The organism is Agrococcus sp. GW821-FHT14H11 (assembly GCF_058803545.1).
In genome coordinates this window covers 46,824-72,141 of sequence record NZ_JBXAPA010000011.1, presented here as the reverse complement: position 1 = coordinate 72,141, position 25,318 = coordinate 46,824, and the positions used below count along the sequence as shown (strand labels likewise).

20 protein-coding genes and 1 pseudogene are annotated in these 25,318 nt (G+C 74.5%); 9 read left to right on the top strand and 12 right to left on the bottom strand.

The window, feature by feature from the left end:
* Positions 1-340 precede the first annotated feature (340 nt).
* A complete protein-coding gene (locus tag AC1RNL_RS12240) occupies positions 341-637 on the top strand; it encodes a GIY-YIG nuclease family protein (protein WP_128190247.1) in 297 nt (98 codons plus the stop codon).
* A gap of 170 nt (positions 638-807) precedes the next feature.
* Here the strand turns inward: AC1RNL_RS12240 and smc are convergent, their stop codons facing one another.
* The gene (gene smc, locus AC1RNL_RS12235) at positions 808-4,290 is read right to left on the bottom strand and encodes a chromosome segregation protein SMC (protein ID WP_492935389.1); all 3,483 of its coding nucleotides are present in this window, start codon (positions 4,288-4,290) and stop codon (positions 808-810) included.
* 123 nt (positions 4,291-4,413) lie between these two features.
* Here smc and AC1RNL_RS12230 point away from each other — a divergent pair, with 123 nt between their 5' ends.
* The 3 genes from AC1RNL_RS12230 to AC1RNL_RS12220 are packed head-to-tail and all read left to right on the top strand — an operon-like array spanning position 4,414 to position 8,023.
* Complete coding sequence (locus AC1RNL_RS12230; RefSeq protein WP_492935388.1) at positions 4,414-5,493, top strand: GNAT family N-acetyltransferase; 1,080 nt, start codon at positions 4,414-4,416, stop codon at positions 5,491-5,493.
* Positions 5,490-6,623, top strand: coding sequence for a GNAT family N-acetyltransferase (locus tag AC1RNL_RS12225; RefSeq protein WP_492935387.1), 1,134 nt, complete (start codon positions 5,490-5,492; stop codon positions 6,621-6,623). Before AC1RNL_RS12230 ends, AC1RNL_RS12225 begins: the two co-directional genes overlap by 4 nt.
* Entirely contained in the window at positions 6,620-8,023 is a 1,404-nt protein-coding gene (locus tag AC1RNL_RS12220) for an aldehyde dehydrogenase family protein (protein ID WP_492935386.1), read from the top strand. Before AC1RNL_RS12225 ends, AC1RNL_RS12220 begins: the two co-directional genes overlap by 4 nt.
* A 12-nt stretch (positions 8,024-8,035) precedes the next feature.
* Here the strand turns inward: AC1RNL_RS12220 and AC1RNL_RS12215 are convergent, their stop codons facing one another.
* From AC1RNL_RS12215 to AC1RNL_RS12195, 5 genes are read right to left on the bottom strand one after another with little or no spacing between them, the layout of a single operon-like run.
* On the bottom strand, positions 8,036-8,668 hold the full coding sequence (locus AC1RNL_RS12215; RefSeq protein ID WP_492935385.1) for a DUF2461 domain-containing protein: 633 nt from the start codon (positions 8,666-8,668) through the stop codon (positions 8,036-8,038).
* 37 nt (positions 8,669-8,705) lie between these two features.
* A complete protein-coding gene (gene mutM, locus AC1RNL_RS12210; protein ID WP_492935384.1) occupies positions 8,706-9,638 on the bottom strand; it encodes a bifunctional DNA-formamidopyrimidine glycosylase/DNA-(apurinic or apyrimidinic site) lyase in 933 nt (310 codons plus the stop codon).
* A gap of 1 nt (position 9,639) precedes the next feature.
* The gene (rnc, locus tag AC1RNL_RS12205) at positions 9,640-10,362 is read right to left on the bottom strand and encodes a ribonuclease III (RefSeq protein ID WP_492935383.1); all 723 of its coding nucleotides are present in this window, start codon (positions 10,360-10,362) and stop codon (positions 9,640-9,642) included.
* Positions 10,363-10,384: 22 nt separating this feature from the next.
* On the bottom strand, positions 10,385-10,588 hold the full coding sequence (gene rpmF, locus AC1RNL_RS12200) for a 50S ribosomal protein L32 (protein ID WP_128190241.1): 204 nt from the start codon (positions 10,586-10,588) through the stop codon (positions 10,385-10,387).
* Positions 10,589-10,591: 3 nt separating this feature from the next.
* Positions 10,592-11,122, bottom strand: coding sequence for a YceD family protein (locus tag AC1RNL_RS12195; RefSeq protein WP_492935382.1), 531 nt, complete (start codon positions 11,120-11,122; stop codon positions 10,592-10,594).
* A 465-nt stretch (positions 11,123-11,587) separates the two neighbouring features.
* On the opposite strand from AC1RNL_RS12195, the gene AC1RNL_RS12190 reads away from it, so the two are divergent.
* The 3 genes from AC1RNL_RS12190 (at position 11,588) to AC1RNL_RS12180 (ending at position 15,058) form a co-directional block, all read left to right on the top strand.
* On the top strand, positions 11,588-13,135 hold the full coding sequence (locus AC1RNL_RS12190; RefSeq protein WP_492935381.1) for an HNH endonuclease signature motif containing protein: 1,548 nt from the start codon (positions 11,588-11,590) through the stop codon (positions 13,133-13,135).
* An 89-nt stretch (positions 13,136-13,224) separates the two neighbouring features.
* Entirely contained in the window at positions 13,225-14,667 is a 1,443-nt protein-coding gene (locus AC1RNL_RS12185; RefSeq protein WP_492935380.1) for an MFS transporter, read from the top strand.
* A gap of 40 nt (positions 14,668-14,707) precedes the next feature.
* Positions 14,708-15,058 (top strand): YciI family protein, encoded by a 351-nt coding sequence (locus AC1RNL_RS12180; RefSeq protein ID WP_492935379.1) that lies wholly within the window; start codon positions 14,708-14,710, stop codon positions 15,056-15,058.
* Positions 15,059-15,089: 31 nt separating this feature from the next.
* Here the strand turns inward: AC1RNL_RS12180 and AC1RNL_RS12175 are convergent, their stop codons facing one another.
* A complete protein-coding gene (locus tag AC1RNL_RS12175) occupies positions 15,090-15,863 on the bottom strand; it encodes an SDR family NAD(P)-dependent oxidoreductase (protein WP_400529875.1) in 774 nt (257 codons plus the stop codon).
* Positions 15,864-16,033: 170 nt separating this feature from the next.
* Between AC1RNL_RS12175 and AC1RNL_RS12170 the strand changes: the two genes are divergently transcribed.
* Positions 16,034-17,353, top strand: coding sequence for a bifunctional o-acetylhomoserine/o-acetylserine sulfhydrylase (locus AC1RNL_RS12170; protein WP_492935378.1), 1,320 nt, complete (start codon positions 16,034-16,036; stop codon positions 17,351-17,353).
* Between the two features lie 22 nt (positions 17,354-17,375).
* Positions 17,376-18,602 carry a homoserine O-acetyltransferase MetX gene (gene metX, locus AC1RNL_RS12165; RefSeq protein WP_492935377.1) on the top strand — a complete coding sequence of 409 codons (1,227 nt, stop codon included), beginning with the start codon at positions 17,376-17,378 and terminating at the stop codon, positions 18,600-18,602.
* Positions 18,603-18,896: 294 nt separating this feature from the next.
* Here the strand turns inward: metX and AC1RNL_RS12160 are convergent.
* The 5 genes and pseudogenes from AC1RNL_RS12160 to AC1RNL_RS12140 all read right to left on the bottom strand — a co-directional run.
* Positions 18,897-19,607: pseudogene (locus AC1RNL_RS12160) on the bottom strand (glycosyltransferase 87 family protein); the annotation flags it as partial.
* A gap of 167 nt (positions 19,608-19,774) precedes the next feature.
* A complete protein-coding gene (locus tag AC1RNL_RS12155) occupies positions 19,775-20,818 on the bottom strand; it encodes a hemolysin family protein (protein WP_492935376.1) in 1,044 nt (347 codons plus the stop codon).
* Positions 20,815-22,128 (bottom strand): hemolysin family protein, encoded by a 1,314-nt coding sequence (locus AC1RNL_RS12150; protein ID WP_492935375.1) that lies wholly within the window; start codon positions 22,126-22,128, stop codon positions 20,815-20,817. The genes AC1RNL_RS12155 and AC1RNL_RS12150 overlap by 4 nt, the downstream gene beginning before the upstream one ends.
* A gap of 63 nt (positions 22,129-22,191) precedes the next feature.
* Positions 22,192-23,634 (bottom strand): GMP reductase, encoded by a 1,443-nt coding sequence (gene guaB1, locus AC1RNL_RS12145; protein WP_492935374.1) that lies wholly within the window; start codon positions 23,632-23,634, stop codon positions 22,192-22,194.
* A gap of 18 nt (positions 23,635-23,652) precedes the next feature.
* Complete coding sequence (locus AC1RNL_RS12140; protein ID WP_492935373.1) at positions 23,653-25,230, bottom strand: bifunctional 3'-5' exonuclease/DNA polymerase; 1,578 nt, start codon at positions 25,228-25,230, stop codon at positions 23,653-23,655.
* Between the last annotated feature and the right edge of the window lie 88 nt (positions 25,231-25,318).

Genomic DNA, 25,318 nt, shown 5'->3' with positions numbered 1-25,318 from the left:
CAGAAGAGCCACGCCCGGCAATCACCGCCGCCAGCCTGCACCAGTCACAGACCGGCATCCACCATTAGAGAGACCACCTCAGCCGGTCGAGCCGCCAGCTCCACTCCACCTCCGCTGGTCGAGCCGCCGGCTCCACTCCACCTCCGCTGGTCGAGCCGCCGGCCGCAGGCCGGCGAGTCGAGACCACCCGCCGCGCCTCACCTCCCGCTGGTCGAGCCGCCGGCCGCAGGCCGGCGAGTCGAGACCATCGGTCGCGCTGCTACCGGCGCGCCGACTCACCCTCCACAGGCACCCGCACCGCCCGCACCGCCCCACGCATCCACCTGCCAGCCTCAAGCGCATGGGATGGGTGTACATGCTCCGCTGCCGCGACGGCAGCTACTACGTCGGCAGCACGCGCGATCTCGATGAGCGCCTCGATCTCCACCGGCGCGGTCTCGGGGCGCAGTACACCCGGCACCGCCTGCCGGTGGAGCTGGTCTGGTGCGAGGGCCTCGAGAGCATCGCCGACGCGTTCGCGATGGAGAAGCGGATCCAGGGCTGGAGCAGGGCGAAGCGGGAAGCGCTGATCCGCGGCGATTTCGCTGAGATCTCGCGGCTCGCGCACGTGCGGGGCGGGCGGAGGGCGCGGGAGTGAGCGGGCGATCGCCCGGGTGATCTCCCCCGGCGAGTGGTCTCGACTCGTCGGCCTGCGGCCGACGGCTCGACCAGCGGAGGGGGGCATCCGCTGCGGTGGTCTCGACTCGTCGGCCTTCGGCCGACGGCTCGACCAGCGGAGGGGAGGCTCGACCAGCGGGGGCGAGGGGGCTACGCGTCGACGGGCTCGCGCTCGCGCGTCGTGCGCTGCCCGACGACCGCCGAGACGCCGTCCTGCCGCATCGAGACGCCGTAGAGCGCATCCGCGATCTCCATCGTGCGCTTCTGGTGCGTGATGATGATCAGCTGCGAGCTCTCGCGCAGCTGCTCGAAGACCGTCAGCAGGCGCCCCAGGTTGGCGTCGTCGAGCGCCGCCTCGACCTCGTCCATGATGTAGAACGGGCTCGGCCGCGCCTTGAAGATCGCCACCATGAGCGCCACGGCCGCGAGCGACCGCTCGCCGCCCGAGAGCAGCGAGATGCGGTCGATCTTCTTGCCAGCGGGCCGCACCGTCACCTCGACGCCGGTGTTCAGCAGGTCGTCGGGGTCGGTGAGCGCGAGCGCGCCGGAGCCGCCAGGGAACAGGATCGGGAACACCTCGGTGAACGCCGCCTTCGTGTCCTCGAAGGCCGCCGCGAAGATCGACTCCATCGTCACGTCGAGGTCGGCGATGATCTGCTCGAGGTCCTTGCGGGTCTTCGCGAGGTCGGAGAGCTGCTCGGTGAGGAACGTGTGGCGCTGCTCGAGCGCCGCGAACTCCTCGAGCGCGAGCGGGTTGACGCGGCCGAGCCGTGCGAGCTTGCGCTCGGCGTCCTGCAGCCGCGCCTGCTCGGCCTTGCGGTCCCAGCCCTCCTCGGGCGCGTGCTCGGCGACGAGCACGGCCTCCTCGAGCCCCAGCTCGCTGCCGGCGCGCTCGAGCAGGTTCGACAGGTGCAGCCGCTGCTCGTACGTCTCCATCTCGGCGACGTGCACGTGCTCGGTGAGCTCCTGCAGCCGCTCGCGCAGCACTGCCTCGTCGCGCCGCAGCCGCCCGAGCTCCTCGTTGCGGTCGCGTCGGGCGGCCTCGCGCTCGGCGAGCACCGCGCGCGCCTCCTGCACCGAGCGCTCGGCCACGCCGAGCACCGGCGGGATCGCCGCGAGCACGCGCGACGCCTGCTCCCGCTGCCGCTCGCGCAGCACCGCGCGTCGCGCGGCCTCCTCGGCGCGGGCGCGCTGCGCCTCGACGTCGCGCTCGAGCGCTGCCGCGCGCGCGAGCTCGGCCCGCACGCGCTCGCGCGCGGTCTCGAGCTCGACGCGCAGGTCGGTCTCGGCGCCCCGCGCCGCCTCGAGCTCGGCGAGCAGCCCGTCGCGGGCGGATGCGTCGAGCATCGGGCGGGGCTTGTCCTGGAAGCGCTCGAGGGCGAGCTCGGCCGCCTCGACGGCCCGCCGGGCCTCGTCGATGCCGCCGCGCGCCTCCGCGAGCGCCGCGGCCGCGCGGTCGTGCTCGCCCGTGGCCGCCTCGAGGCGCGCGCGAGCGCGGCTGCGCTGCTCGCCCCTCGCCGCCGACGCCGCATCGTGGGCGCGGAGCGTCTCGAGCGCCTCGGCTGCCGCGCGCTTCGCCTGCTGGTGGGCCTGGCGGGCGTCCTCGAGCGCGCCCGCCTCGCGCTCGATCGCGTCCCGGAGCTCGTCGAGCCGCTCGATGGCGGCGTCGCGCTCGGCGAGCAGCTCGAGCCGCGACTGCGCGTCGTCGGAGCCGCCGCGCATGAGGTACTCGCTCACGTAGTCGCCGCGCCGCGTGACGATCGTCACCGGCGCGCCGAGCTCGAGCGCCGCGATGCGGGGCCCGGCGTCGCGCGCGGCCTCGATCGTGTCGACCACGAACGTGAACGCGAGCACGCCGAGCACCCCGGCCGGCGCATCCACCGCCGTCGGCGCGTGCACGGCGCCCTCGACCTCGGGCACGTCGGGGCGCATCGGCACGGCGTCGCCGACGACCGCCTCGATGCGGCCGAGGCCCGCGTCGTGCGCGTGCTCGATCGCCGCGGCCGCGGCATCGCGCGTCTCGGCCAGCACGGCCTCGCCGAGCGTGCCGAGCGCCGCCGCGATGGCGGCCTCGAAGCCCTTGCGCACCTTCACGCGCTCGGCGACGAGCCCGGTGACGCCGGCGATGCCGGCGTCGAGCAGGCCGGCGGATGCGTTGCCCGTCTCGAGCGCGGACGTCAGGGCCGACGTGCGGGCGGCCAGGGCGTCGCGCTCGCGCTCGACCGCGTGCAGCGCATCGCGCCGCTCGTCGAGCGCCGCCGAGAGGGCGGCCTGCGCCTCGTCGGCGTCGCGGTAGGCGCCCGCGAGCGACTCCGCGTCGCCCGCCTCCTGCTCGTCGCCCAGCGCGCCCGCGGCCTCGGTCGCCTCGGCGAGCCGCTGCCGGGCGTTCGCGAGCGCGGTCTCGCGGCGCGCGACCTCCGCCTCCCGGGCGGCGAGCGTCGACTGCGCGACCTCGACCTTCGAGCGGTGGCCCGCGGCCTCCAGGTCGTGCTTCGACACGAGCGCGGCCTGCGCGGCGATCTCCTCGTCGAGCGAGTCGAGCTCGGCGCGGGCGAGGGCGGTCGCGGCGGCAGCCTTGCCGAGCCGGCCCTCCGCATCCGCCACCCGGTCGCCGAGCGCGGCCGCCTCGTCGCGCGCGGCCTGCACCATGTCGGGCGTCACGAGCGGTGCGGCGTCGCCGAGGTCGGGCGCCTCCTCGAGCAGCGCGAGGCGCTGGCCGGCGAGCGCGTGCAGCGACTGCAGGCGCGAGAGCTCGCGCTCGAGGCCGTGCGCGACGGTGCGGGCGCGGTCGACGTCGTCGCCGACCATCGACTCCTCGATCCGGCCGGCGCGCAGCCGCGCCTGCTCGAGCTGCTCCTGCAGCACGATGCGCTCGGACTTCCGCTCCGACTCGGAGCGGGCGGCCGACTCGAGCTGGGCGCGCAGGCCCAGCACCTCGTCGGCGATGAGCCGGGCGCGCGCGTCGCGCACCGTCGCCTGGATGGTCGCCGCCTCCTTGGCGATCTCGGCCTGCTGGCCGAGCGGCTTCAGCTGCCGCCGGATCTCGCCAGCGAGGTCCTGCAGGCGCGTGAGGTTGGCCTGCATCGCGTCGAGCTTGCGGAGCGTCTTCTCCTTGCGGCGGCGGTGCTTGAGGATGCCGGCGGCCTCCTCGATGTAGCCGCGGCGGTCGGCCGGCGTCGCCTGCAGCACGTTGTCGAGCTGGCCCTGGCCGACGATGACGTGCATCTCGCGGCCGAGGCCGGAGTCGCTCAGCAGCTCCTGCACGTCGAGCAGCCGGCACGACTCGCCGTTGATCGCGTACTCGCTCCCGCCGTTGCGGAACAGGGTGCGCGAGATCTGCACCTCGGCGTACTCGATCGGCAGCGCGCCGTCGGCGTTGTCGATCACGAGCTCGACGTGCGCGCGGCCCAGCGGGCCCGAGGTCGCGGTGCCGGCGAAGATGACGTCCTCCATCTTGCCGCCGCGGAGCGTCTTCGCCCCCTGCTCGCCCATCACCCACGCGAGCGCGTCGACGACGTTGGACTTGCCGGAGCCGTTGGGGCCGACGACGCACGTGACGCCCGGCTCGAACTGGAAGGTCGTGGGGCGCGCGAACGACTTGAAGCCCTTGACGGTGAGGGTCTTGAGGTGCATGCGGCTCCCGGGTCGTGCTCAGGCCACCGTAGCCGCGCGGCGGCCCGTTGCGCGCCAGGCGCGCGCGCGGCTAGTCTGCAAGGCTGCCCGCCGGCACGGTGCCGGTGCGAGCGGCGGAACCCCATGCAGATCGACATCCGCCCCTTCCCGCTGCCCGCGAGCCCCGACGAGCCCGGCGAGGCCGGCGACGCGCTTCGTCGCTCGCACGAGTTCAACGAGCGCAGCAACGTGCTCCGCTACACCGAGGGCGTCTACGTGAACACGCCCGTCGAGCACCTCGCGTCGCTGCGGCCCACCCACGACGGCCGCGTCGACCGCCTGCTGGCCTGGGACGGCGACGACCTCGTCGGGGTCCTCACGATGTACGCGCGGCTGCTCGACTCGGTCGACATGACCGAGGTGACCGTCGAGCCCGAGCCCCGGCTGCCGCTCGACGCGCAGCGCGAGGTGGCGGAGGCGCTCGTCGCCCGCGCGCACGAGGAGGCGGCCCGCGACGGCCGCACGACGATCGTGGTGTCGGCGATCGGCGCGGCGACCGGCCCCGTGACGGCGAGGACCGGCTTCGGCGCCGGCGACCCGGCGGAGCCCGGCACGGCGCCGCTCGTCGCGCGCGGCTACGAGCTCGAGCAGGTCTACCGGGTCTCGGTCGCCGAGCTCGCGGCGCTCCCCGACCTCGACGAGCGGCACGCGGCGGCGCTCGCACGGGCGAGCGCGTACGAGCTCGTGCGCTGGCAGGGCGAGACGCCTGCCGAGCACCGCGAGAGCATGCGCGCGCTGCACGAGCGCATGTCGATCGATGCCCCGGTCGCCGGGCTCGCCCTGGAGCCGGAGACGTGGGACGACGAGCGGCTCGCGGCGTTCGAGCAGTCGAAGCAGGAGGGCGGGCGCACGCTCCTGACCGTCGCCGCCCGCGAGCGCGCGACGGGCGAGCTCGTCGGCTTCACGACGCTCATCCTGCCCACGAGCGGCGCGACCGCGCGGCAGCACGACACGCTCGTCACGACCCCGCACCGCGGCCACGGCCTCGGCATGCTCATGAAGCTCGACAACCTGCTGCGGCTGCGCGAGCTGCGGCCCGACCTCGTGCGGGTCGTGACCTGGAACGCCGAGGAGAACCGTCCGATGCTCGCCGTGAACGAGGCATCCGGGTTCCTGCCCGTCGCCTACGAGGCGCAGTGGCAGTGGAAGGAGCCGCAGCCGTGACCGGCCACCGCGAGCTCGAGTGGATCGAGCTGCAGCGACCCGCCGACGACTTCGACGAGCCGGCGCTAGCGCTCGTCGCGCGCTACGCCGACACCGCCAACCGCGTCACGCAGCACTTCTGGGGCGACGAGGCGTTCGACACGACCGTCGACGAGCTGGTTGCGAAGCTGCGCCACGACGAGGACTCGATCTCGCGCCGGTTCCTCATCGTCGAGGACGGCGTCGACGTGGCCCGCTGCGTCGCCGCGATCGGCCGCGAGGAGGGCGCGCGAGCCGCGTACCTCTCGGCGTGGGTCGTGCCCGAGGCGCGCGGCCGCGGCATCGGGCGGGCGCTCATGGAGCGACTCGAGCGGGTCGGCGCCGAGCTCGGCGCCACGAGCCTGCAGGTGTGGGTCGACCACCGGCCGCCCGCCGAGGGCGACGCGGGCCTCGCGCCCGAGAGCGGGCACGGCGCGATCGCGGCCGACGCGCCCGCCCACCTGCTCACCTCCCTCGGCTACCGCCTCGAGCAGGTCGAGCGCATCTCCGAGCTCGACGTCGAGCGGGCCCGGCACGAGCTCGAGCGGCACCGGGCGGATGCGTCGGCGCACGCGGGCGAGGCCTACGAGGTGCGCTCGTGGGAGGGCTCGACGTCGCCGGAGCTGCGCGACGCGATGGCTGCCCTGCACGCCCGCATGGCGACCGACGCCCCCGCCGCGGGCCTCGACGTCGACGAGGAGACGTGGGATGCAGCCCGGCTGCAGCGCTACGAGGCCGAGATGGCCGAGGCCGGCCAGACGCCGCTGCAGGCTGCCGCGCTCCACCGCGCGACGGGCGAGGCAGTCGCGTTCACGATCCTGGTGCTGCCGGAGCCCGGCAAGCCGGCCTTCCAGGAGGACACGCTCGTGCACGCCGACCACCGCGGGCACCGCCTCGGCATGCTCGTGAAGGCCGAGAACCTGCTGCAGCTCGGCCGCCGCCACCCCGACCGCACCCGCGTCATCACCTGGAACGCCGAGGAGAACCGGCCCATGCTCGCCGTCAACGAGGCGCTCGGGTTCGCCCCGATCGGGGTCGAGGGCGGCTGGCAGCGGCGGCTGCGCGCCGGCGACGAGGAGGGCACAGCCACGCCTGGCACGATGAGCGCATGACCGACGCCGCCCCGAAGGCCCAGCCCGACGCATCCACGACCGGCATCGCCGCCGAGCTGCGCGAGGCGGTCGTGCGGGGCCTGACCCGCCCGCGCGCGTACCGCGAGCAGCAGCTCGACGCGCTCAGGCGGATGCTCGTGCAGCACGTGAGCGCGTGGGAGTCGGCGCTGCGCGACGACCTCGGCAAGAGCGCGATCGAGGCGCACCTGAGCGAGATCGGCTTCACGATCGCCGAGGCGCGCCACGCGCGCCGGAGCCTGCGCCGGTGGATGGCCGCGACGCCCGTGCCCGTGCCGGTCGCGCTGCAGCCGGCGAGCGCCCGAATCGTGCCCGAGCCGCTCGGCGCGACGCTCGTCATCGCGCCGTGGAACTACCCGCTGCAGCTCGCGCTCGGCCCCGTCATCGGCGCGATCGCCGCCGGCAACGCCGTGGTCATCAAGCCGAGCGAGCTCGCCCCGGCGACGTCGCGGCTGCTCGCGACGCTCGTGCCGCAGTACCTCGACCCGCGCTCGGTGCGCGTCGTGGAGGGCGGCGTGCCCGAGACGACGGCGCTGCTCGAGCAGCGCTGGGACCTCATCTTCTACACCGGCAACGGCCGCGTCGCGCGGATCGTCGCAGCCGCCGCAGCGAAGCACCTGACGCCCACGGTGCTCGAGCTCGGCGGCAAGAGCCCCGTCTACGTGCACCGCTCCGCCGACATCCCGGCGGCGGCCCGGCGGATCGCCTGGAGCAAGTGGCTGAACGCCGGCCAGACGTGCGTCGCGCCCGACCACATCCGCGTCGACCGCGAGGTCGAGGCCGAGCTCGTCGAGGAGCTGCGCCGCGCGACCGCCGAGCAGCTCGGCGACGCGCGCACCTCGCCCGACTACGCGCGCATCATCAGCGCCGCCCACGCCGAGCGCCTGCAGGGGATGCTGGCCGACGGCACCGTCGTCACCGGCGGCGAGGTCGACGCCGAGGCCCGCTACGTCGCGCCGACGATCCTCACCGACGTCGACGAGTCGGGGGCGGCGATGCAGGAGGAGATCTTCGGCCCGATCCTGCCTGTGCTCCCCGTCGACGGCGTCGACGGCTTCCTCGAGACGATGCGCGGCGCCGACAAGCCGCTCGCGCTGTACGTCTTCGCCCGCGACGCCGACGTGGTGCGGCGCGTCGAGCGCGAGACCTCCTCGGGTGCGGTCGGCGTCAACGTCGCGCTCGCCCAGTACGGCGCGCGCACGATCCCCTTCGGCGGCGTCGGCGAGAGCGGCTCGGGCGCGTACCACGGGCGGCACTCGTTCGAGGCGTTCAGCCACCGCAAGCCCGTGTTCTCGAAGCCGACAGCGGTCGACACGCTGCGGATGGTCTACCCGCCGTTCACGCCCTGGCGCGAGCGGATCACGCGCCGGCTGATGGGCTGACGCGCCGCCGCCTCAGCGCTTGGGCGCGATGTGCGCGGCGGCCCAGCCGACGAGCGGCTGCAGGTCGTCGACCGTGTCGAAGAGGGCGTCGAGCAGCTCCGGGCCCGCGGCGTCCGCAGGCGACAGCTGCCGCCTGGCCGTGAGCCACTTGCGCCGCAGCAGCGCGATGCGCGGGTGCGCGGGGTCGACGCCGCGCGGCGCGGTCTTCAGCTGCTCGCCGCCGAGGTCGTACCCGGCGTGCTCGAGGTCGGCGACGATGCGCTCGAGCTCGGTGCCGGGCGCCGCCGCCTCCACGGCCGCGCGGTAGGCCTTCGTGAAGGTCGCGTCGCCGAAGAAGTCGCCGCCGAGCGAGACGCCCGAGGCGTCGAGGTTGACGAACCAGCCGATGCCGGGCGCGCGCTGCGCGAAGAGCCCCTGCCGCGTCTTGTACGGCGTCTTGTCGTGGCTGAAGCGCACGTCGCGGTACGGCCGGTAGAGCTTGACGGCGCTCGCGATGGGCTCGAGCTCCTCGGCGAGCGCCTCGAACGGCGCCCGCACGGCCGCGTCGTAGCGGGGCTTGTTGTCCTGCCACCACGGCTTCTCGTTGTGCGCCTCGAGCTCGCGGTAGAAGGCGAACGCGTCGGGGGTGAATCCTTCGAAGGCCATCCCTCGAGCCTACGCGCGGCCGGCGCTGCCGGCGCCGTCAGGCGCCGACGCCGCGCGGCCTGCGCTGGCAGCGCGGGCAGCGCGTCGACGAGCGGTTGGCCCACGGCTCGCGCACCATCGTCGCCCCGCAGCGCGGGCAGGGCAGGCCGCCGCGGCCGTAGGCGTTCAGGCGGTGCTCGAAGTAGCCGGCCTGGCCGTTGACGTTCACGTACTGCGCGTCGAACGACGTGCCGCCCTCGGCGAGCGCCTGCTCGAGCACGTCGCGCACGTCGGCGAAGAGGGCGAGCGCCCGCGCCTGCGTGAGCCGCTCCCCCGGCGTCGCGTAGTGCAGGCGGCTGCGCCACAGCGCCTCGTCGGCGTAGATGTTGCCGATGCCCGACACGAGCGTCTGGTCGAGCAGCGCCGCCTTCACGCCCTGCCTGCGGCGGCGGAGCCGTCGGGCGACGGCGGATGCGTCGAAGGCGGGGTCGACCGGATCGAGCGCGATGTGCGCGGCCTGGTCGGGCACGCCGTCGACGAGCGGGCGCACGGCGAGCCCGCCGAAGATGCGCTGGTCGGCGAAGCGCACCTCGAGCGCGCCGCGACCGGCCGCGTGCAGCGACGGCTGGTCGAGGAGCAGGCGGATGCGCGTGTGGCGGTCGGCGGGTGCGCCGACCTCCCGCACGAGCAGCTGGCCGGACATCCCCAGGTGCGCGAGGAGCGCATCCGTCGTCTCCGGGTCCCGGCCGCCGTCGGGCCCGTCGGCCGGGCTGTCCCCAGGGGCGCCGAGCAGCGGCACCCACAGGAACTTGCCGCGCCGCGCGGGGGCGCCGAGCGCGCGGCCGACGAGGACCGCCTCGAAGGCGGCGGCGTCGCCGGGGTGGCGCGCGATCGATCGGCTGTCGAGCACCTCGACGCCCTCGACGCGGGCGCCGGTGACGGCGGGCGCGAGGCCCGCGCGCACGACCTCGACCTCGGGCAGCTCCGGCACGTCAGGCGCCCGGGGCGGCCCGCGCCGCTTCGGCGGTGAGGCGGCCGTGCGCGGCCAGCGCTGCCGCCATCTCGGCGACCTTCTTGCTCGTGCCCGTGCCCTCGGCGACGACCTCGCCGTCGATCCGCACACGGGCGGCGAACGTGCGGGCGTGGTCGGGCCCGGTCGCCTCGAGCTCGTAGGCGGGCGCGCCCATGCCGAGCGCGGCCGCGACCTCCTGCAGCGCCGTCTTCGGGTCGAGCGCGGCGCCCGTGCGGCCGGGGTCGTCGAGCAGCGGGCCGACGAGGCGCAGCACGAGGTCGGCGGATGCGCGGTGGCCGGCGCTCAGGAACGCGGCGCCGAAGAGCGCCTCCATGGTGTCGGCGAGGATCGACGCCTTGCCGGCGCCGCCGGACGCGGCCTCGCCCTTCCCGAGCAGGATGTGCTCGCCGAGCCCGATCGCGCGCGCGACCTCGGCGAGCGCGACCGTCGACACGACGCCGGCGCGGCGCTTCGCGAGCTCGCCCTCGGTCGAGTCGGGGAAGCGGCGGTACAGCTCGATCGTGATCGCCTGGCCGAGGATCGAGTCGCCGAGGAACTCGAGGCGCTCGTTGTGCGGCACGCCGCCGTGCTCATAGGCCCAGGAGCGGTGCGTGAGCGCCAACGACAGCAGCTCGGGGTCGATGTCGACCCCGAGCTGCTCGAGCAGTCGGCGCTGGCCCGCGGGAACCGCGTGGTCCGTCATGCGACGAAGGATCCGCGAGGGATCAGACGTCGGCGACCCTGCGGCCCTTGTACTCCATGTACAGCGGCGTGCCGGCCGAGTCCTCGACGACCTTCGCGCGGTGCGGGAGGCTGTAGACGGTCTTGCCGCCCTCGACGGTCTTGACCAGCTTGGGCGCCTCGGCCTTCCACTGCGAACGGCGCGCACGGGTGTTCGACCGCGACATCTTCCTCTTGGGAACAGCCATTGCTCACTCCTTCTTCGACGCGTGGGCGTCATCATCCGACGGTTCGTCGGCTACGTCTTGTGCGAATCCCTGGAGTGCTGCCCATCGCGGATCGATGGTCTCCTCCGGCACGAGATCGGTGCCCGGCTCGAGCCGCTCCCCTGTCTCAGGATCGAGCCCTGAGCAGTCCGGTCGGTCGACCGGCTGGAACGGCAGCGCCAGCACGACCGCGTCCCTGACTACCGGAAGGAGGTCGACAGTTTCGTCGACCACGAGATAGTCGGATTCCGACGCACCATCATACGCGAAGAGCTCGAGGAAGTCGACATCGACGTCCAGGTCGAACTCCACGAGGCAGCGCGCGCAGGTCGCGAGGGCGGTGACGGAGGCCGTGCCCGTGGCGAGGATGCCCTCGTGGACGCTCTCGAGGCGCACGTCGAGGTCGATCGGCTGGTCGGGCAGCACCGCGGCGAGGCCCTCGCCGACCTTCTCCCCGAAGGGGGCGGTCTCCTCGACCTCGCGCATCCGGCCCGGCTTGTGCACGATGTCGCGCACGCTGAGCGCGAACGGGTGGGGGGTGGCCATGCCTCCAGTCTACGGGCGGCGCGGAGGTGCTCCCGCCGCGCCGCCTCGCAGCTCGGGGCCGCCGCTCCCGCTCCCGCTCCCCACCCCGCTGGTCGAGCCGCGGCGCCGCCGCTCCCACCCCGCCGGTCGAGCCGCGCGGCCGCCGCTCCCCTCCCGCTGGTCGAGCCGCGCGGCCGCCGCTCCCGCTCCGCTGGTCGAGCCGCGGCGCCGCCGCAGGCGGCTCCGCGAGTCGAGACCACTCCGCGGCCCGCCCGCCCGCTCCCCTCCTCCCCTTGGTCGAGGAGCGCGCGGGCGCAGCCCGCTCGCGTCACGAGACCACCCGCGGTCAGGCGTGGGGTGGTCTCGAGACGGCCGGCTCCACCGCCCTCCTCGACCAGCGGGGTTGGGCGGTGGCCAGGCGGAAGCGATGTCAGTGCCCCGTGGTTCCATGCCTGCATGGACGGCGACTGGGGCCTCGACGCGGAGGACTACATCGCGTCGATCCGCGCCGGCGCGATCGACCCGTACGGCCGCACCGCGGCCGAGCTCGAGGACGAGCTCGCCGCGTTCGACCGCGACTGGGGCGAGCGGCTCGCCGCGCTCACGCCCGACGAGCTCGAAGCGGTCGTCGAGGGGCGCATGCGCGTGCCCGAGCTGCCCGGCCCGGCCGAGTCCGAGCGCGCGGCGTGGCTGCGCCGCGAGGAGCAGTTCACCGGCCAGATCAAGGCGCTGCAGGCGCAGCGGGCGCGACTCGAGGCCCGCGAGCGGGAGCTGCTCGCCGGCCGCTTCCAGCGCGTCCGCGACGAGGGCGGGGAAGTCGTGACGGCGCTCAAGGAGGCCGCATCGATCCTCGCCGCCGAGCTGCGCCAGTCCGACCGCGGCACCGAGCAGCGGATGGCCACCGCCTGGCAGATCGTCACCGAGCTGCCCGCCGCGCACGAGGCCCACAAGTCCGGCCGCATCAGCGCCGGCCACCTGCGCGTCATCGAGCAGGCGACCCACCCGCTGCGCATCGACGTGGACGCCGACCCGGCCGAGCGAGCCCGCGTCGAGCGGGAGCTCGTCGCGATCGCTGAGACGACCACGCCCGCCCGCCTGCGGTCCCGGTCGAAGCGGATCGTCGACCGGGCGCTCACGCAGCCGCTGCAGCAGCGGCACCGGGTGGCGATGGAGCGGCGCGACGTGTGGATGGTCGACGCCGGCGACGGGATGGTCGACATCGGCGCCCGCGTCCCCGCGATCGTCGGCGCCGGCATCTTCGACCGACTCACACAAGCCGCCCGCGGCAAGCCCAAGGACGACCCGCGCACCTGGGACCAGTTCCGCGCCGACGCGCTCTGCGAGCTCCTCCTCACCGGCCAGACCCCCGACGACCTGCACGCGACCAACGCCCTCACGGCCACCATCGCGATCACCATCCCCGCCACCGAGCTGCTGCGCGACACCGACGACGCGGACGAGCCGCAGCTGCGGTTCCCCGCGCTGCTCGACGGCCGCGTGCTGGTCGACCCCGCCACCGTGCGCACGCTCGCCGCAGACACCGTCACCTGGGAGCGCCTCTTCACCCACCCCGTCACCGGGCTGCCCGTCACCGTCGACACCTACACGCCCAACCGGGCACAACGACGCTGGCTCCGCGCGCGGGACGGCCGCTGCCGGTGGCCCGGCTGCGGCAACCCCGTCGCCCGCGCCGACCTCGACCACACGATCGACCACGCCTCGGGCGGACCGACGAGCATCGACAACTTGGCACACCTCTGCCGCAGGCACCACACCATCAAGCACGCAACCCGATGGACCGTCCGGCAGCTGCCCGACGGCGTGCTCGAGTGGACGACACCCCTCGGCGCCGTCATCCGCGACGAACCCGAGCCGCAGGGCCCCCGCTTCCCGGCCTCGGCAGACGAGACCTGGGGCGTGCATCCTGACATCGACAGACCGCCCGGGCACGGCGATCCGCCCTGGTTCCGCGAGCGGGCGGACGTCGGAGCGCCGCCGACCTGATCCCGGCTCGCCGCACTGCCGCTCGCCGACGCGCGCGCCCGAGCGCCGGCCGCCGCCGCCCGGCCGCGATCCGGTGCCATGATGCTCACGTGTCAGCGACCCGCGCCGTGCCCCTCGCGCTCATCGGCTGGCTCGTGTGCGTCGAGCTCACGAGCGGCGTGCTGCAGGGCTGGTACGTCACCCTCACCCCAGACATCGCCCGCCACCTGTCGGTCACCGACGCCGACGTCAACTGGTTCGAGGCCGGGCAGCTGCTGCTGTCGGCGCTCATGGTGCCCGTGCTCGCCAAGCTCGGCGACATGCACGGCCACAAGCGCATGCTGCTCCTCTCGACCGTCATCACCGCCGCCGCGAGCTGGTGGATGGCGTTCTCAGGCGACTTCTGGAGCTACCTCATCGCCTTCTCGCTCCAGGGCGCCTACTCCGTGTGGCTGCCGCTCGAGGTCGCCCTCATCTTCGACCGCGGCCGCCGCACCGGCGCCGCCGCCTCGACCACCCGCCGTGCCGCGGGCCTGCTCGTCATCGCGCTGCAGGCGGGCGCGATCCTCGGCGCCCTCGGCTCCGCGGTCGCGCTGGGCGCCTTCGGCGAGGCGATGAGCCCGACGCTCATGGTGCCCGCTGCCATGGTGACGCTGACGTTCTTCGCGATCCTCTGGGGCGTGCCGGAGTCCGAGCCGCTCCCGGGCCGCAGCCTCGACGCCGGCGGCTTCGTGCTGCTCGCGCTCTCGCTCCTCACCATCACCTCCGGCCTCACGTTCCTCAAGATCGGCGGGGCGGATGCGTGGTGGGGCTGGGCGGTCATGCTCGTCGGCGTGGCGCTGCTGCTGCCGTTCGGCCGCTGGGTGCTCGGCCGCGACGACCCGGCGATCGACCTGCGCGTCATGCGCCGGCCCGAGATGTGGCCCGTGCAGCTCACCGCAGGGCTCGTCGGCGTCAGCCTGCTCGGCGCGCAGACGCCGCTCGCCACCTACGCCGGCACCGACCCGTCGCTCGGCTACGGCCTCGGGCTCGACGCCTCCGGCCGCTCGATCCTCATCGGCGTCTACCTGCTCTCGCTCATCGTCGGCGCAGGCCTCCTCGCGGCGCTGTCGACGCGCATCCGCCCCCGACTGCTGCTCATCGTGGCGGCCGCGCTCGTGGGCATCGGCTACCTGCTGCTCGTGCCCTTCCACCTCGAGGTGTGGCAGGTCTTCGCCTGCATGGCGATCGCCGGCGTCGGCTCCGGCGCGCTCGTCGGCGCGCTGCCGGCGGCCGCGGCCGCCGCAGCACCGCGCGGGCAGACCGGCGTCGCGGCGGCCATGACGAACACCACGAAGACGATCGGCGGCTCGTTCGCGTCGTCGGTCTTCGCGATCGTGCTCGCGGTCGGCGCGATCGGCACGGCCGCGAGCCTCGGCGGCTACATCGTCGTCTGGATCGTGTGCGGCGTCACCGCGCTCGTCGCAGCCGCGGGACTCGTCGCCGTGCCGCGCCTGGCGTTCGCCGACCCCGAGCCCGAGCCCGAGATCGCGCCCGCCGCATCCACCCGGTGACACCTGAGACCCCGACGCCGCGACGACCCGAGGAGGACGCATGCCGCTCTACGCAGTGCTGATCTACGCCGACGACTCCGCGCACGCGCTGGACGCGACCGAGGCCGACCTCGCCGAGCCCGACGGGCACGGGGACGAGCTCGCCGCATCCGGCGCCATGCGCGCGGCCTACGCGTTCACGCCGCGGGCGCTCGCGAAGTCGATCCGCCCCGACGGCGTCGCCGACCGCCCGTTCCTCGACGCACCCCAGGCGGTCGCCGGCGTGTACGTGATCGAGGCGGCCGACGAGGATGCCGCGCTCGCGATCGCCGGCACCAACCCCGTCATCCGCGGCAGCGGCGGCGTAGAGGTGCGCCTCGTGCACAGCGGCGGCACCATCCCGCAGCCGTAGCCGCGGCCCCCGCACGGCGCGGGGCGATCGCTCAGGCCTTCGCGACCAGCGGTCCCTTGTGCACCATCCACGGGTGCGTCTGCGCGACCGGCTTGATGATGGTCTCGTCGACCGACACATGCCCGGGCAGGGCGAGGATGTCGGTCATCACCTGGGCGACGTCGTCGGCCGAGAGGGGGTCCTGCACGTCCTTGTAGACGGCGTCGGCCTTCGCCCGGTCGCCGCCGAAGCGCACGAGGCTGAACTCCTCGGTCCACACCATCCCGGGCGCGACCTCCATCACCCGGATCGGCTCGCCGTGCAGCTCCAGCCGCAGCACGTCGACGAGCTGCTTCTCTGCCGACTTCGCGGCGTTGTAGCCGGAGCCGTTCTGGTACGCGACGGTCGCCGCGATCGACGTGACGACCATGATCTCGGCGTAGCCGCCATCGGCCGTCGACGCGCGCAGCAGCGGCAGCACCGCGTCGATGACGCGCTTCGTGCCGATCACGTTCGCCTCGAACATCCACCGCCAGTCCTCGATCGTCGTCTCGCCGAGCGGCGCCGCGCCCTTCGCCCCGCCCGCGACCTGCACGAGCCCGGTGGGGCGGAACGCGGCAGCCGCGTGGGCGAGCCGCTCGATGTCGGCCTCGTCGGTCAGGTCGGCCGAGAGCACCTCGCAGCCGGTCTCCGCGCGCAGCGCCTCGAGCCGCTCCGCCCGGCGCGCGACGGCGAGCACCGTCCAGCCGCGCGCGACCGACTGCCGCACCACCGCCTCCCCGATGCCGCTCGACGCCCCCGTGATGATCAGCCGCTTCTCGCTCATGCCGCCATGCAAGCATCCGACGGCCGCCCGGCGCCACTCGGCGGCCCCGCCCGGCAGGACCGCGCCCGCGCCCGAGTGTTACGCCGCGCGTCGCACCCGCCTGGCGCGCAGCGCCCGGACGGCGCACGCTGGAGCACGACCTGAGCCCCAGCCCACCCGAGGAGACCGCGATGAGCGACTGGAAGTTCGAGACCCTGCAGGTGCACGCGGGCGCGCAGCCCGACCCCACCACCAAGGCGCGCATCACGCCCGTCTACCGCACCACCTCCTACGTGTTCGACAACGCCGACCACGCCGCCCGCCTGTTCGGCCTCGCCGAGTTCGGCAACATCTACTCGCGCATCATGAACCCGACCAACGAGGTCGTCGAGCAGCGCATCGCCGCGCTCGAAGGGGGCAGCGCCGCCCTCCTCCTCGCCTCGGGCCAGGCCGCGACCACCTACGCGATCCTCAACATCGCGAACGCCGGCGACCACATCGTCTCGTCGTCGTCGATCTACGGCGGCACCTACAACCTCTTCCACTTCACGCTGCGGAAGCTCGGCGTCGAGGTGACCTTCGTCGAGGACCAGGACGACCTCGACGAGTGGCGCCGCGCCATCCGCCCCAACACCAAGGCGCTGTTCGCCGAGACGATCGGCAACCCGCGCATCAACCTGCTCGACATCGCGGGCGTCTCGAGCGTCGCGCACGACGCCGGGGTGCCGCTCATCGTCGACAACACGATCGCGACGCCGTACCTCATCCGCCCGCTCGAGCACGGCGCCGACATCGTCGTGCACTCGGCGACGAAGTTCCTCGGCGGCCACGGCTCCGTCGTCGCCGGCGCCATCGTCGACGGCGGGCGCTTCGCGTGGTCGGCGTCGGACAAGTTCCCGGGCCTCACGACGCCCGACGAGTCGTACCACGGCGTCACCTTCACCGAGGCGCTCGGCGACGCGATCGCGTACATCATCAAGGCGCGCGTGACGCTGCTGCGCGACGTCGGCGCATCCTCCTCCCCCGACACCGCGTGGCAGCTGCTGCAGGGCATCGAGACGCTCTCGCTGCGCCTCGACCGCCACGTCGCGAACGCCACCGCCGTCGCGCAGTTCCTGCAGGCGCACCCGCAGGTGACGCAGGTGCACTACGCGGGCCTCCCGTCGAGCCCGTGGCACGAGCGCGGCCAGCAGATCGCGCCGCGCGGCACCGGCGCGGTGCTGTCGTTCGAGCTCGCCGGCGGCGTCGAGGCGGGCAAGGCGCTCGTCGAGTCGCTCGAGCTCTTCAGCCACCTGGCGAACATCGGCGACGTGCGCTCGCTCGTCATCCACCCCGCCTCGACGACCCACGCGCAGCTGACGCCCGAGCAGCAGCTCACCGCCGGTGTCACGCCGGGCCTCGTGCGCCTCTCGGTCGGCATCGAGCACGTCGACGACCTCATCGCCGACCTCGGCCGCGGCCTCGACGCGGCCGCCGCGAAGGCGGCGGAGCTCGACGCGGCCGCGGCCTGAGACCGGGCGGAGGCGGGCACCCGTGGACTGGCAGCTGAGCGACGACGCCCAGCCCGCCGCCAGGGTGCCCGCCTCCCGGCTCGTCGACCCCGCATCCACCCACGCCGCCGCGACCGACGCGCGCCCCGTGCCGGTCACGGGCGCCTGGCGGCCCGGCGACGACCCCGGCGACCGGCGCTTCGCCCGCATCGGCGACCTCGCGGTCGAGGCGGGCGGCACGGTGGCGGATGCGGTGCTCGCGTACGAGACGTGGGGTCGCCTCGACGAGCGGCGCGGCAACGCCGTGCTCGTGCTCCACGCGCTCACGGGCGACAGCCACGTCCGCGGCCCCGCCGGCCCCGGGCACGCGACCGCCGGCTGGTGGGAGGACGTCGTCGGCCCGGGCCTCGCGATCGACACCGACCGGTTCTTCGTCGTCGCCCCCAACATGCTCGGCGGCTGCCAGGGCTCCACCGGGCCCGCCTCGCTCGACCACGACGGCGTCGAGTGGGGCTCCCGCTTCCCGCGCGTCACGATCCGCGACCAGGTGGAGGCGCAGCGCCGCCTCGCCGACGCGCTCGGCATCGAGCGCTGGCACGCGGTCGTCGGCGGCTCGATGGGCGGCATGCACGCGCTCGAGTGGGCGATCGAGCACCCCGAGCGCGTCGACAGCGCGGCGCTGCTCGCCTCGAACGCGGCGACGAGCGCCGACCAGATCGCCCAGAACACGCTGCAGATCGAGGCCGTCACGACCGACCCGGGCTGGCTCGGCGGCGACTTCTACGACCTGCCCGGCCACGCGGGCCCCGCGCGCGGGCTCGCCCTCGCGCGCCGCATGGCGATGCTCGGCTACCGCTCGCCGCACGAGCTCAACGAGCGCTTCCGGCGCGAGTGGCAGTCGAGCGTCGACCCGCTCCACGGCGGCCGCTTCCAGGTCGAGTCGTACCTGGACGTGCACGGCAACCGCTTCACGCGCCGCTTCGACGCGGGCTCCTACGTGCGGCTCGTCGACGCGATGAGCACGCACGACGTCGGGCGCGGCCGCGGCGGCGTCGAGGCTGCGCTCGAGCGCGTCACCTCACCGGCGCTCGTCGTCGGCATCACGAGCGACCGCCTCTTCCCGGTCGCCGATCAGCAGCGGCTCGCGGCCGGGCTCCCCACGAGCGTCTCGGGCCCCGAGCCCGTCGTGCTCGAGAGCGGCTTCGGCCACGACGCCTTCCTCATCGAATCCCGCCGCGTGGGCGACCTGCTCGCGACGCTCCTCGGCTGAGACGGCGAACGGCCCGCGCCGCGCGGCCCGCAGCAGCATCCACACCGCGCCGACGAGGATGCCGACGTGCACGAGGTTCCGCACCGTGAGCAGCAGCACGGCGGCCGGATGCGCGACCACGAGCCAGTCGTAGGTCCAGGGGAACTGCACCTGGGTGAGCACCGCGACGAGCGCGATCGCCCCGACGCCCCGCCAGTGCCGGCGCGCGCCCGCCTCGGCGAGCAGCAGCGCGGGCACGACGAGCCACAGCACGAACTGCGGCGAGCCGACCTTGTTCGTGACGATGAGCGCAGCGACCATCGCCACCGCGAGCCACACGATCGCCTCGCGCCCGTGCGAGCGACGCACCGCGATCGCGCCGACCGCGCACAGCAGCACCACGACCGCCACGAGCACCGGCGTCGCGAGCGCCGAGACCGTGCGCACGCCGTCGCCGCCCACCTGGAACGTCCAGATCTGGCGGTCGAAGAACACGAGCGCCTCGTCGACCGTCGCGGCCCACATGTACGGGGTCGCCGCGATCGCCTCGATCTGCAGCCCGCGGTCCTCCTGCTGCGTCAGGAACGACAGCGGGTGCTCCGACCCCAGCAGGAGCGCGACGCCCAGCACGCCCGCCGACACGAGCGCGCCCGCGGCGAGCACGCGCATCCGCTCCCGCCGCGCGATGAGCATCGCGAGGTAGAGCACGCCGGGCCACACCTTCATCCACGCCGCGACGGTGAACGCCGCCGCCGCGATGCCCGGACGGCCCCCGCGCAGCACCGCGAGGCCGATGATGCAGACCGCGACCGCGACCGTGTCGATGCGGCCGAGCGCGACGGGACCGAGCGCGAGCTGCAGCCCGAGCCACGTCCACGCCATCGTGCGCCCGCGCGGCACGTCGAGCAGCATGCGCAGCGCGACCGCGTCGAGGGCCGTCACCATCAGCATCCACACGAGCGGCAGCGCATCCGGGCCCAGCACGTCGGCCACGAGGATCGGCGCCCACGCCAGCAGCGGGTACACCCACGGCACGTCGACCCCGAGCCACTCCCCCTGCTCGCCGCGCTCCACCCACGACGGGTAGACGTACAGCACGTCGCCGTAGGCGTCCGAGACGCTCGGGATGGAGAGGATCGCGAGCAGCGCGTGCACGCCCCCGAACGCGAGCCACAGCCACGCCCGGTCGCGCGTCAGAAGAGCCTCCTCGTGGCGTCGCGAACCTCGCCGACGAGCTCCTCGATGATGTCCTCGAGGAACAGCAGGCCGGTCGTCGCGCCCTCCGCGTCGAACGACCGCGCGATGTGCGCGCCCGTCGAGCGCATGATCGCGAGCGCGTCCTCGACGTCCGACTCCTCGTAGATCGAGGCGAGCTGGCGGATGCGCTTGGCCGGCACTGGCTCGTCGGCCTCCACGTCGTCGGCCCCCAGCACGTCCTTGATGTGCACGTAGCCGGTCGGGTGGCCCTCGGCGTCGGAGATCACGTAGCGCGAGAAGCCGCGCTCGCGCACCGCCGCCTCGACGTCGCCGGGCGTCGCGCCCGCGGGCAGCGTGACGATCTCGTCGAGCGGCAGCGCCACGTCGCGCACCCGGCGCTCGGTGAACTCGAACGTGCGCGAGATGGCGCCCGTCGGGTCGAACAGCAGCCCCTCGCGCTTCGAGGTCTCGACGATCGTCTCGACCTCGTCGATGGTGAAGGTGCTGGACGCCTCGTCGACCGGCTCGACGCGGAAGAGCCGCAGGATGCCGTTCGCGACCGCGTTCATCACCCAGATGACGGGCTTGAACACGCGCGAGATGAGCACGAGCGGCGGCGCGAGCAGCAGCACCGCGCGGTCGGGCACCGAGAACGCGGCGTTCTTCGGCACCATCTCGCCGAGGACGACGTGGAGGTACGTGACGAGCAGCAGCGCGATCACGAACGCCACGACCGAGACGACCTCGGGCGCGAGCCCGGTGAAGGCGAGCGGCCCCTCGAGCAGGTGGTGGATCGCCGGCTCGGAGACGTTGAGGATGAGCAGCGAGCAGATCGTGATGCCGAGCTGGCACATCGCCAGCATGAGCGAGACGTGCTCCATCGCCCACAGCGCGAGCTTCGCGGCGCGGTTGCCGCGGTCGGCGAGCGGCTCGATCTGGCTGCGCCGCGCCGAGATGACGGCGAACTCGGCGCCGACGAAGAAGGCGTTCGCGATCAGCAGGATCACGAGCCAGAGGATGCCCAGCCAGTCCTCGCTCATCGGTGCCCCTCCTCGGTCGCTTCCGGCCTCGCCGTGAACTTCACCCGGTCGACGCGGCGGCCGTCGACGCGCTCGACGCGCAGGCTGCCGCCCTCGATCTCGACCGTGTCGCCGACGACCGGCAGCGAGCCCAGCTCGGCCATGATGAAGCCGCCGACCGTCTCGTAGGGCCCGTCGGGCGGCACGGCGACGCGCGTGCGCTCGAGCAGCTCGTCGGGGCGCAGCGAGCCCGGGAACGTGACCCATCCGGGGCCCTGCACGACCTCGACGAGGTGTCGGTCGTGCTCGTCGGCGACCTCGCCGACGACCTCCTCGATGAGGTCCTCGAGGGTCGCGATGCCGGCGGTGCCGCCGTACTCGTCGACGATGATCGCCATCTGGTAGCCGCGCTCCTTGAGGTCCGACAGCAGCGCGTCGAGGTGCAGCGACTCCGGCACGCGGTGCGGCTCCTCGGCGATCGCGGCGACCGGCACGTCGGCGCGGCGCTCGCGCGGCACGGCGATCGCCTGCTTGATGTGGGCGATGCCCTGCACCTCGTCGAGGTCGCCGTCGATGACGGGGAACCGCGACAGGCCGGTCGCGTGCGCGAGGGCGACGAGGTCGGCCACCGACTCGGAGCGCTCGATCGCCTGCACGCGCGGGCGGGGCGTCATGACGTCGCCGGCGCTCAGCTCCGAGAAGCGGAGCGTGCGCGACAGCAGCGTGGCCGCCCCGGCGTCGAGCGCGCCCTCCATGGCGCTGCGCCGCACGAGCGTCGAGAGCTCCTCGGCGGTGCGGGCGCCCGAGAGCTCCTCCTTCGGCTCGAGGCCGATGGAGCGCAGGATGCCGTTGGCGGAGCCGTTGAGCGCCAGCACGGCGGGCTTGAAGATCGCGGTGAAGGCGCGCTGGAAGGGCGTGACGGCGATCGCCGTGCCGAGCGGCCGCGCGAGCGCGAAGTTCTTGGGCACGAGCTCGCCGACGATCATCGAGAGCACCGTGGCCCCCGTCATGGCGATCACGCTCGCGAGGGGCCCCGCGAAGCCCTCGTCGAGCCCCCACGAGACCAGCACGGGCGTGAGCTGGCGCGAGATCGCCGGCTCCATCGTGTAGCCGGTGAGCAGCGTCGTGAGCGTGATGCCCAGCTGCGCGCTCGAGAGGTGCGTGGACGTCTGGCGCAGCGCCTTGATCGTGCCCTCGAGCCGGCCCTCGCCGCGGGCGCGGCGCGCCTCGAGCTCGGAGCGGTCGAGGTTGACGAGCGCGAACTCGCTCGCCACGAAGAGGCCGGTCCCGATCGTGAGCACCACGCCGATGGAGATGAGGATCGCATCCATCAGCGGATCGGGTCCGGCGAGGGACTATGACTGTCGTCGTTCACCCGGGCATCCTACCTGGGCTCACCACGAGACCGGCAGCGCCTTGCCCTCCTCGTAGCCGGCGGCCGACTGCACGCCGACCCGCGCCCGCTCGCGGAACGCGGGCACCGTGTCGGCACCCGCGTACGTGAACGACGAGCGCACGCCGGCGGTGATCATGTCGACGAGGTCCTCGACGCTCGGCCGCTGCGGGTCGAGCAGGATCGTCGACGACGAGATGCCCTCGGCGAAGAGCCGCTTGCGCGCGAGCTCGTAGGCGTCGAGCTGGCCGAAGCGCCCGAGCACCGCGCGCGTCGAGGCCATGCCCCACGACTCCTTGTACAGGCGGCCCTGCCCGTCGCGCTGCAGCCTCCCGGGCGCCTCGATCGTGCCGGCGAACCACGAGCCGATCATGACGCTCGAGGCGCCGGCCGCGAGCGCGAGCGCCACGTCGCGCGGGTAGCGCACGCCGCCGTCGGCCCACACGCGCGCGCCGAGCTCGATGGCCGTCGCCGAGGTGTCGAGCACCGCCGAGAACTGCGGCCGCCCGACGGCGGTCATCATGCGCGTCGTGCACATGGCGCCGGGCCCGACGCCCACCTTCAGGATCGACGCGCCCGCCGCGACGAGGTCGCGGACGCCGTCGGAGGAGACGATGTTGCCCGCGGCGACCGGCACGTCGTCGCCCACCGCGGCGCGGACGGCCTCGAGCGCCCGCAGCATCCCCTCCTGGTGGCCGTGCGCCGTGTCGACGACGATCACGTCGGCCCCGGCGTCGACGAGCGCCTTCGCCTTCGCTCCCGGGTCGCCGTTGATGCCGACCGCGGCGGCGACACTCAAGCGGCCGGATGCGTCGAGGGCGGGACGGTAGATGTCGGAGCGGATGGCGCCGAGGCGCGAGGCGATCCCGATCGCCCTGCCCTCCTCGACGACCGGCGCGACGTCGACGCCCTCGCGCTCGAGCGCGGCGAACATGGCGCGGCCGTCGACCGCGTCCGCGGGCGACAGGTGCGGCAGGTGCGAGTGCAGCAGGTCGCCGAGCCGCGCGTCGCCGAGCGCCGAGCCGAGCCGCTCCGCCGGGATCGCGCCGAGCAGCGTGCCGTCGGCGTCCTCGACGGCCACCGCGTGCCCGGGCATCGCCGGCACCCGCTCGAGCACGTCCTGCACGACGTCGTCGGCGCTCGCCCGGTGCGGCGACTCGAGCCGCACCGGCTGCGCCTTCACCCAGTCGATCGACGCGACCGTCTCCTCGAGCGGCGGGTCCTGCGTGAGGACCGCCATGCCGCCGCGGCGCGCGAGCGTCGCCGCCATGCGCGGGCCGGTGACCGAGCTCATGTTCGACGCGACGATCGGCAGCGACGCGCTCGTGCCGTCGTCGGGCGACAGGTCGACGCTCATGCGGGAGCCGACGTCGCTGCGGCTGGGGACCAGGAACACGTCGGAGTAGGTGAGGTCGTGCTCCGGCAGGTCGTCGATGAAGCGCATGCCACCAGGGTAGATCCGTCAGTCCTTCGCCTGCCCCCAGTCGTCGACGACCGCGGTCTGCACCGGGAAGTCGACCGGGAAGTCGCCGAAGAGCACGCGGCCGGCGAGCGCCGCCGCCTCGCGCACCGACTCGGCCACCGCATCCGCGTGCTCGACCGGGGCCTGCACGATCACCTCGTCGTGCAGGAAGCACACGAGTGCCGCGCCCTCGACGTCGCGGATCGCGCGGCGCACGCCGGCCATCCAGGCGAGCGCCCACTCGGCGGCGGTGCCCTGCACGACGAAGTTGCGCGTGAACCGGCCCCAGGCGCGCGCCTGCCGGGCGCCGCGCTCGTCGTCGCGCCAGCGCGGCGGCAGCGGCGACGTGCGCCCGAGCCACGTGCGCACGCGCTCGCGCCGCTCGCCGGCCCGCGCCGCCTGCTCGACCGCCGCGAGCGCCTTCGGATAGGCGCGGGCGAGGCGCGGCAGCATCACCGCCGACTCGCCGGTCGTGCCGCCGTAGAGGGCGCCCAGCATGCCGAGCTTGCCGTGCTGGCGGCTGTCGACCACGCCCCGGTCGACGAGCCCCTGGTAGAGGTCGGCACCGCGCCCCGCCTCCGCGAGCGCCTCGTCGCGGGCGAGCGCGGCGAGCGCGCGCGGCTCGAGCTGGGCGGCGTCGGCGACCACGAGGCGCATGCCGGGCTCGGCCGCGACCGCGCCGCGGATCTGCCGCGCGATCTGCATCGCCCCCGAGCCCTCCGTCGCCCACCGGCCGGTGACGACGCCTCCCGGCACGTACTCGATCGCGAGCCGGCAGCGGCCCCGCTCGTCGACCCGCGCCCACCGCTGCGCCCACGCCCAGCCGTTGGCCGTGTGCAGCCGCGAGAGCCGCTTGTACGCCAGCAGCGGCCCGATCGCGGGGTGCTCGAGCTCGCGCAGCTCCCATCGCGCCGTCGAGGACGCGTCGAGGCCGGCGCGCCGCAGCGCCCGCAGCACCTCCTGCGGCGAGTCGGGGTTGAGGCCGGGCTCGCCGAGCGCGGCGCGCACCTCGCCGGCAAGCTGCTCCATGCGCCGCGGCCTGCCGCCGGCGCCGGCGCCGCGCTCGCCGAGCGCCTCGACGAGCAGCGCATCGTGCCTCGCGCGGTCGAACGGCAGGCCCTCGCGGCCGAGCTCGGTCGCGACCACCGCCCCCATCGACTCCGCCCCGGCCAGCATCGCGAGGCCCGTGTCGGCCCCGATCGCGCGCTCCTGGGCGCCGAGCTGCAGCGCGAGCTCGTCGAGCGGCTCGGCCTCGGGCGCGAGCGAGAAGAGGCCCTCGGCGTCGCGGCGCAGCGGGCGCGCCCAGCGCTCCTCGAACGGCAGCCCGCGCGCGTCGGCGAGGATGCGGTGCACGAGCCGCACGTCGCGCGCGCGCTCGATGCGCACCCCGGCCGCGAGCAGCGCCGGCACGACCGCGCGCGCGTCCTGCCAGACGAGGCGCACGCGTGCCCGCGCCAGGCGCTCGTCGTCGGCGATGCGCTGCGCGTCGTGGACGCGCACGTCGACGGCCCGCTCGGCGTCGAGCGTCGCCACCGCCATGCGCTCGCCGTGCGCCAGCGGCACGACCGCGACATCCATGGCCCGAGGCTACGCCGAGCCGCCCACGCGCTCGCGCGCCCATAGCCCCCGTTCACCGGCGTGGTGCACCATGTCCCTGGAGGCAGTG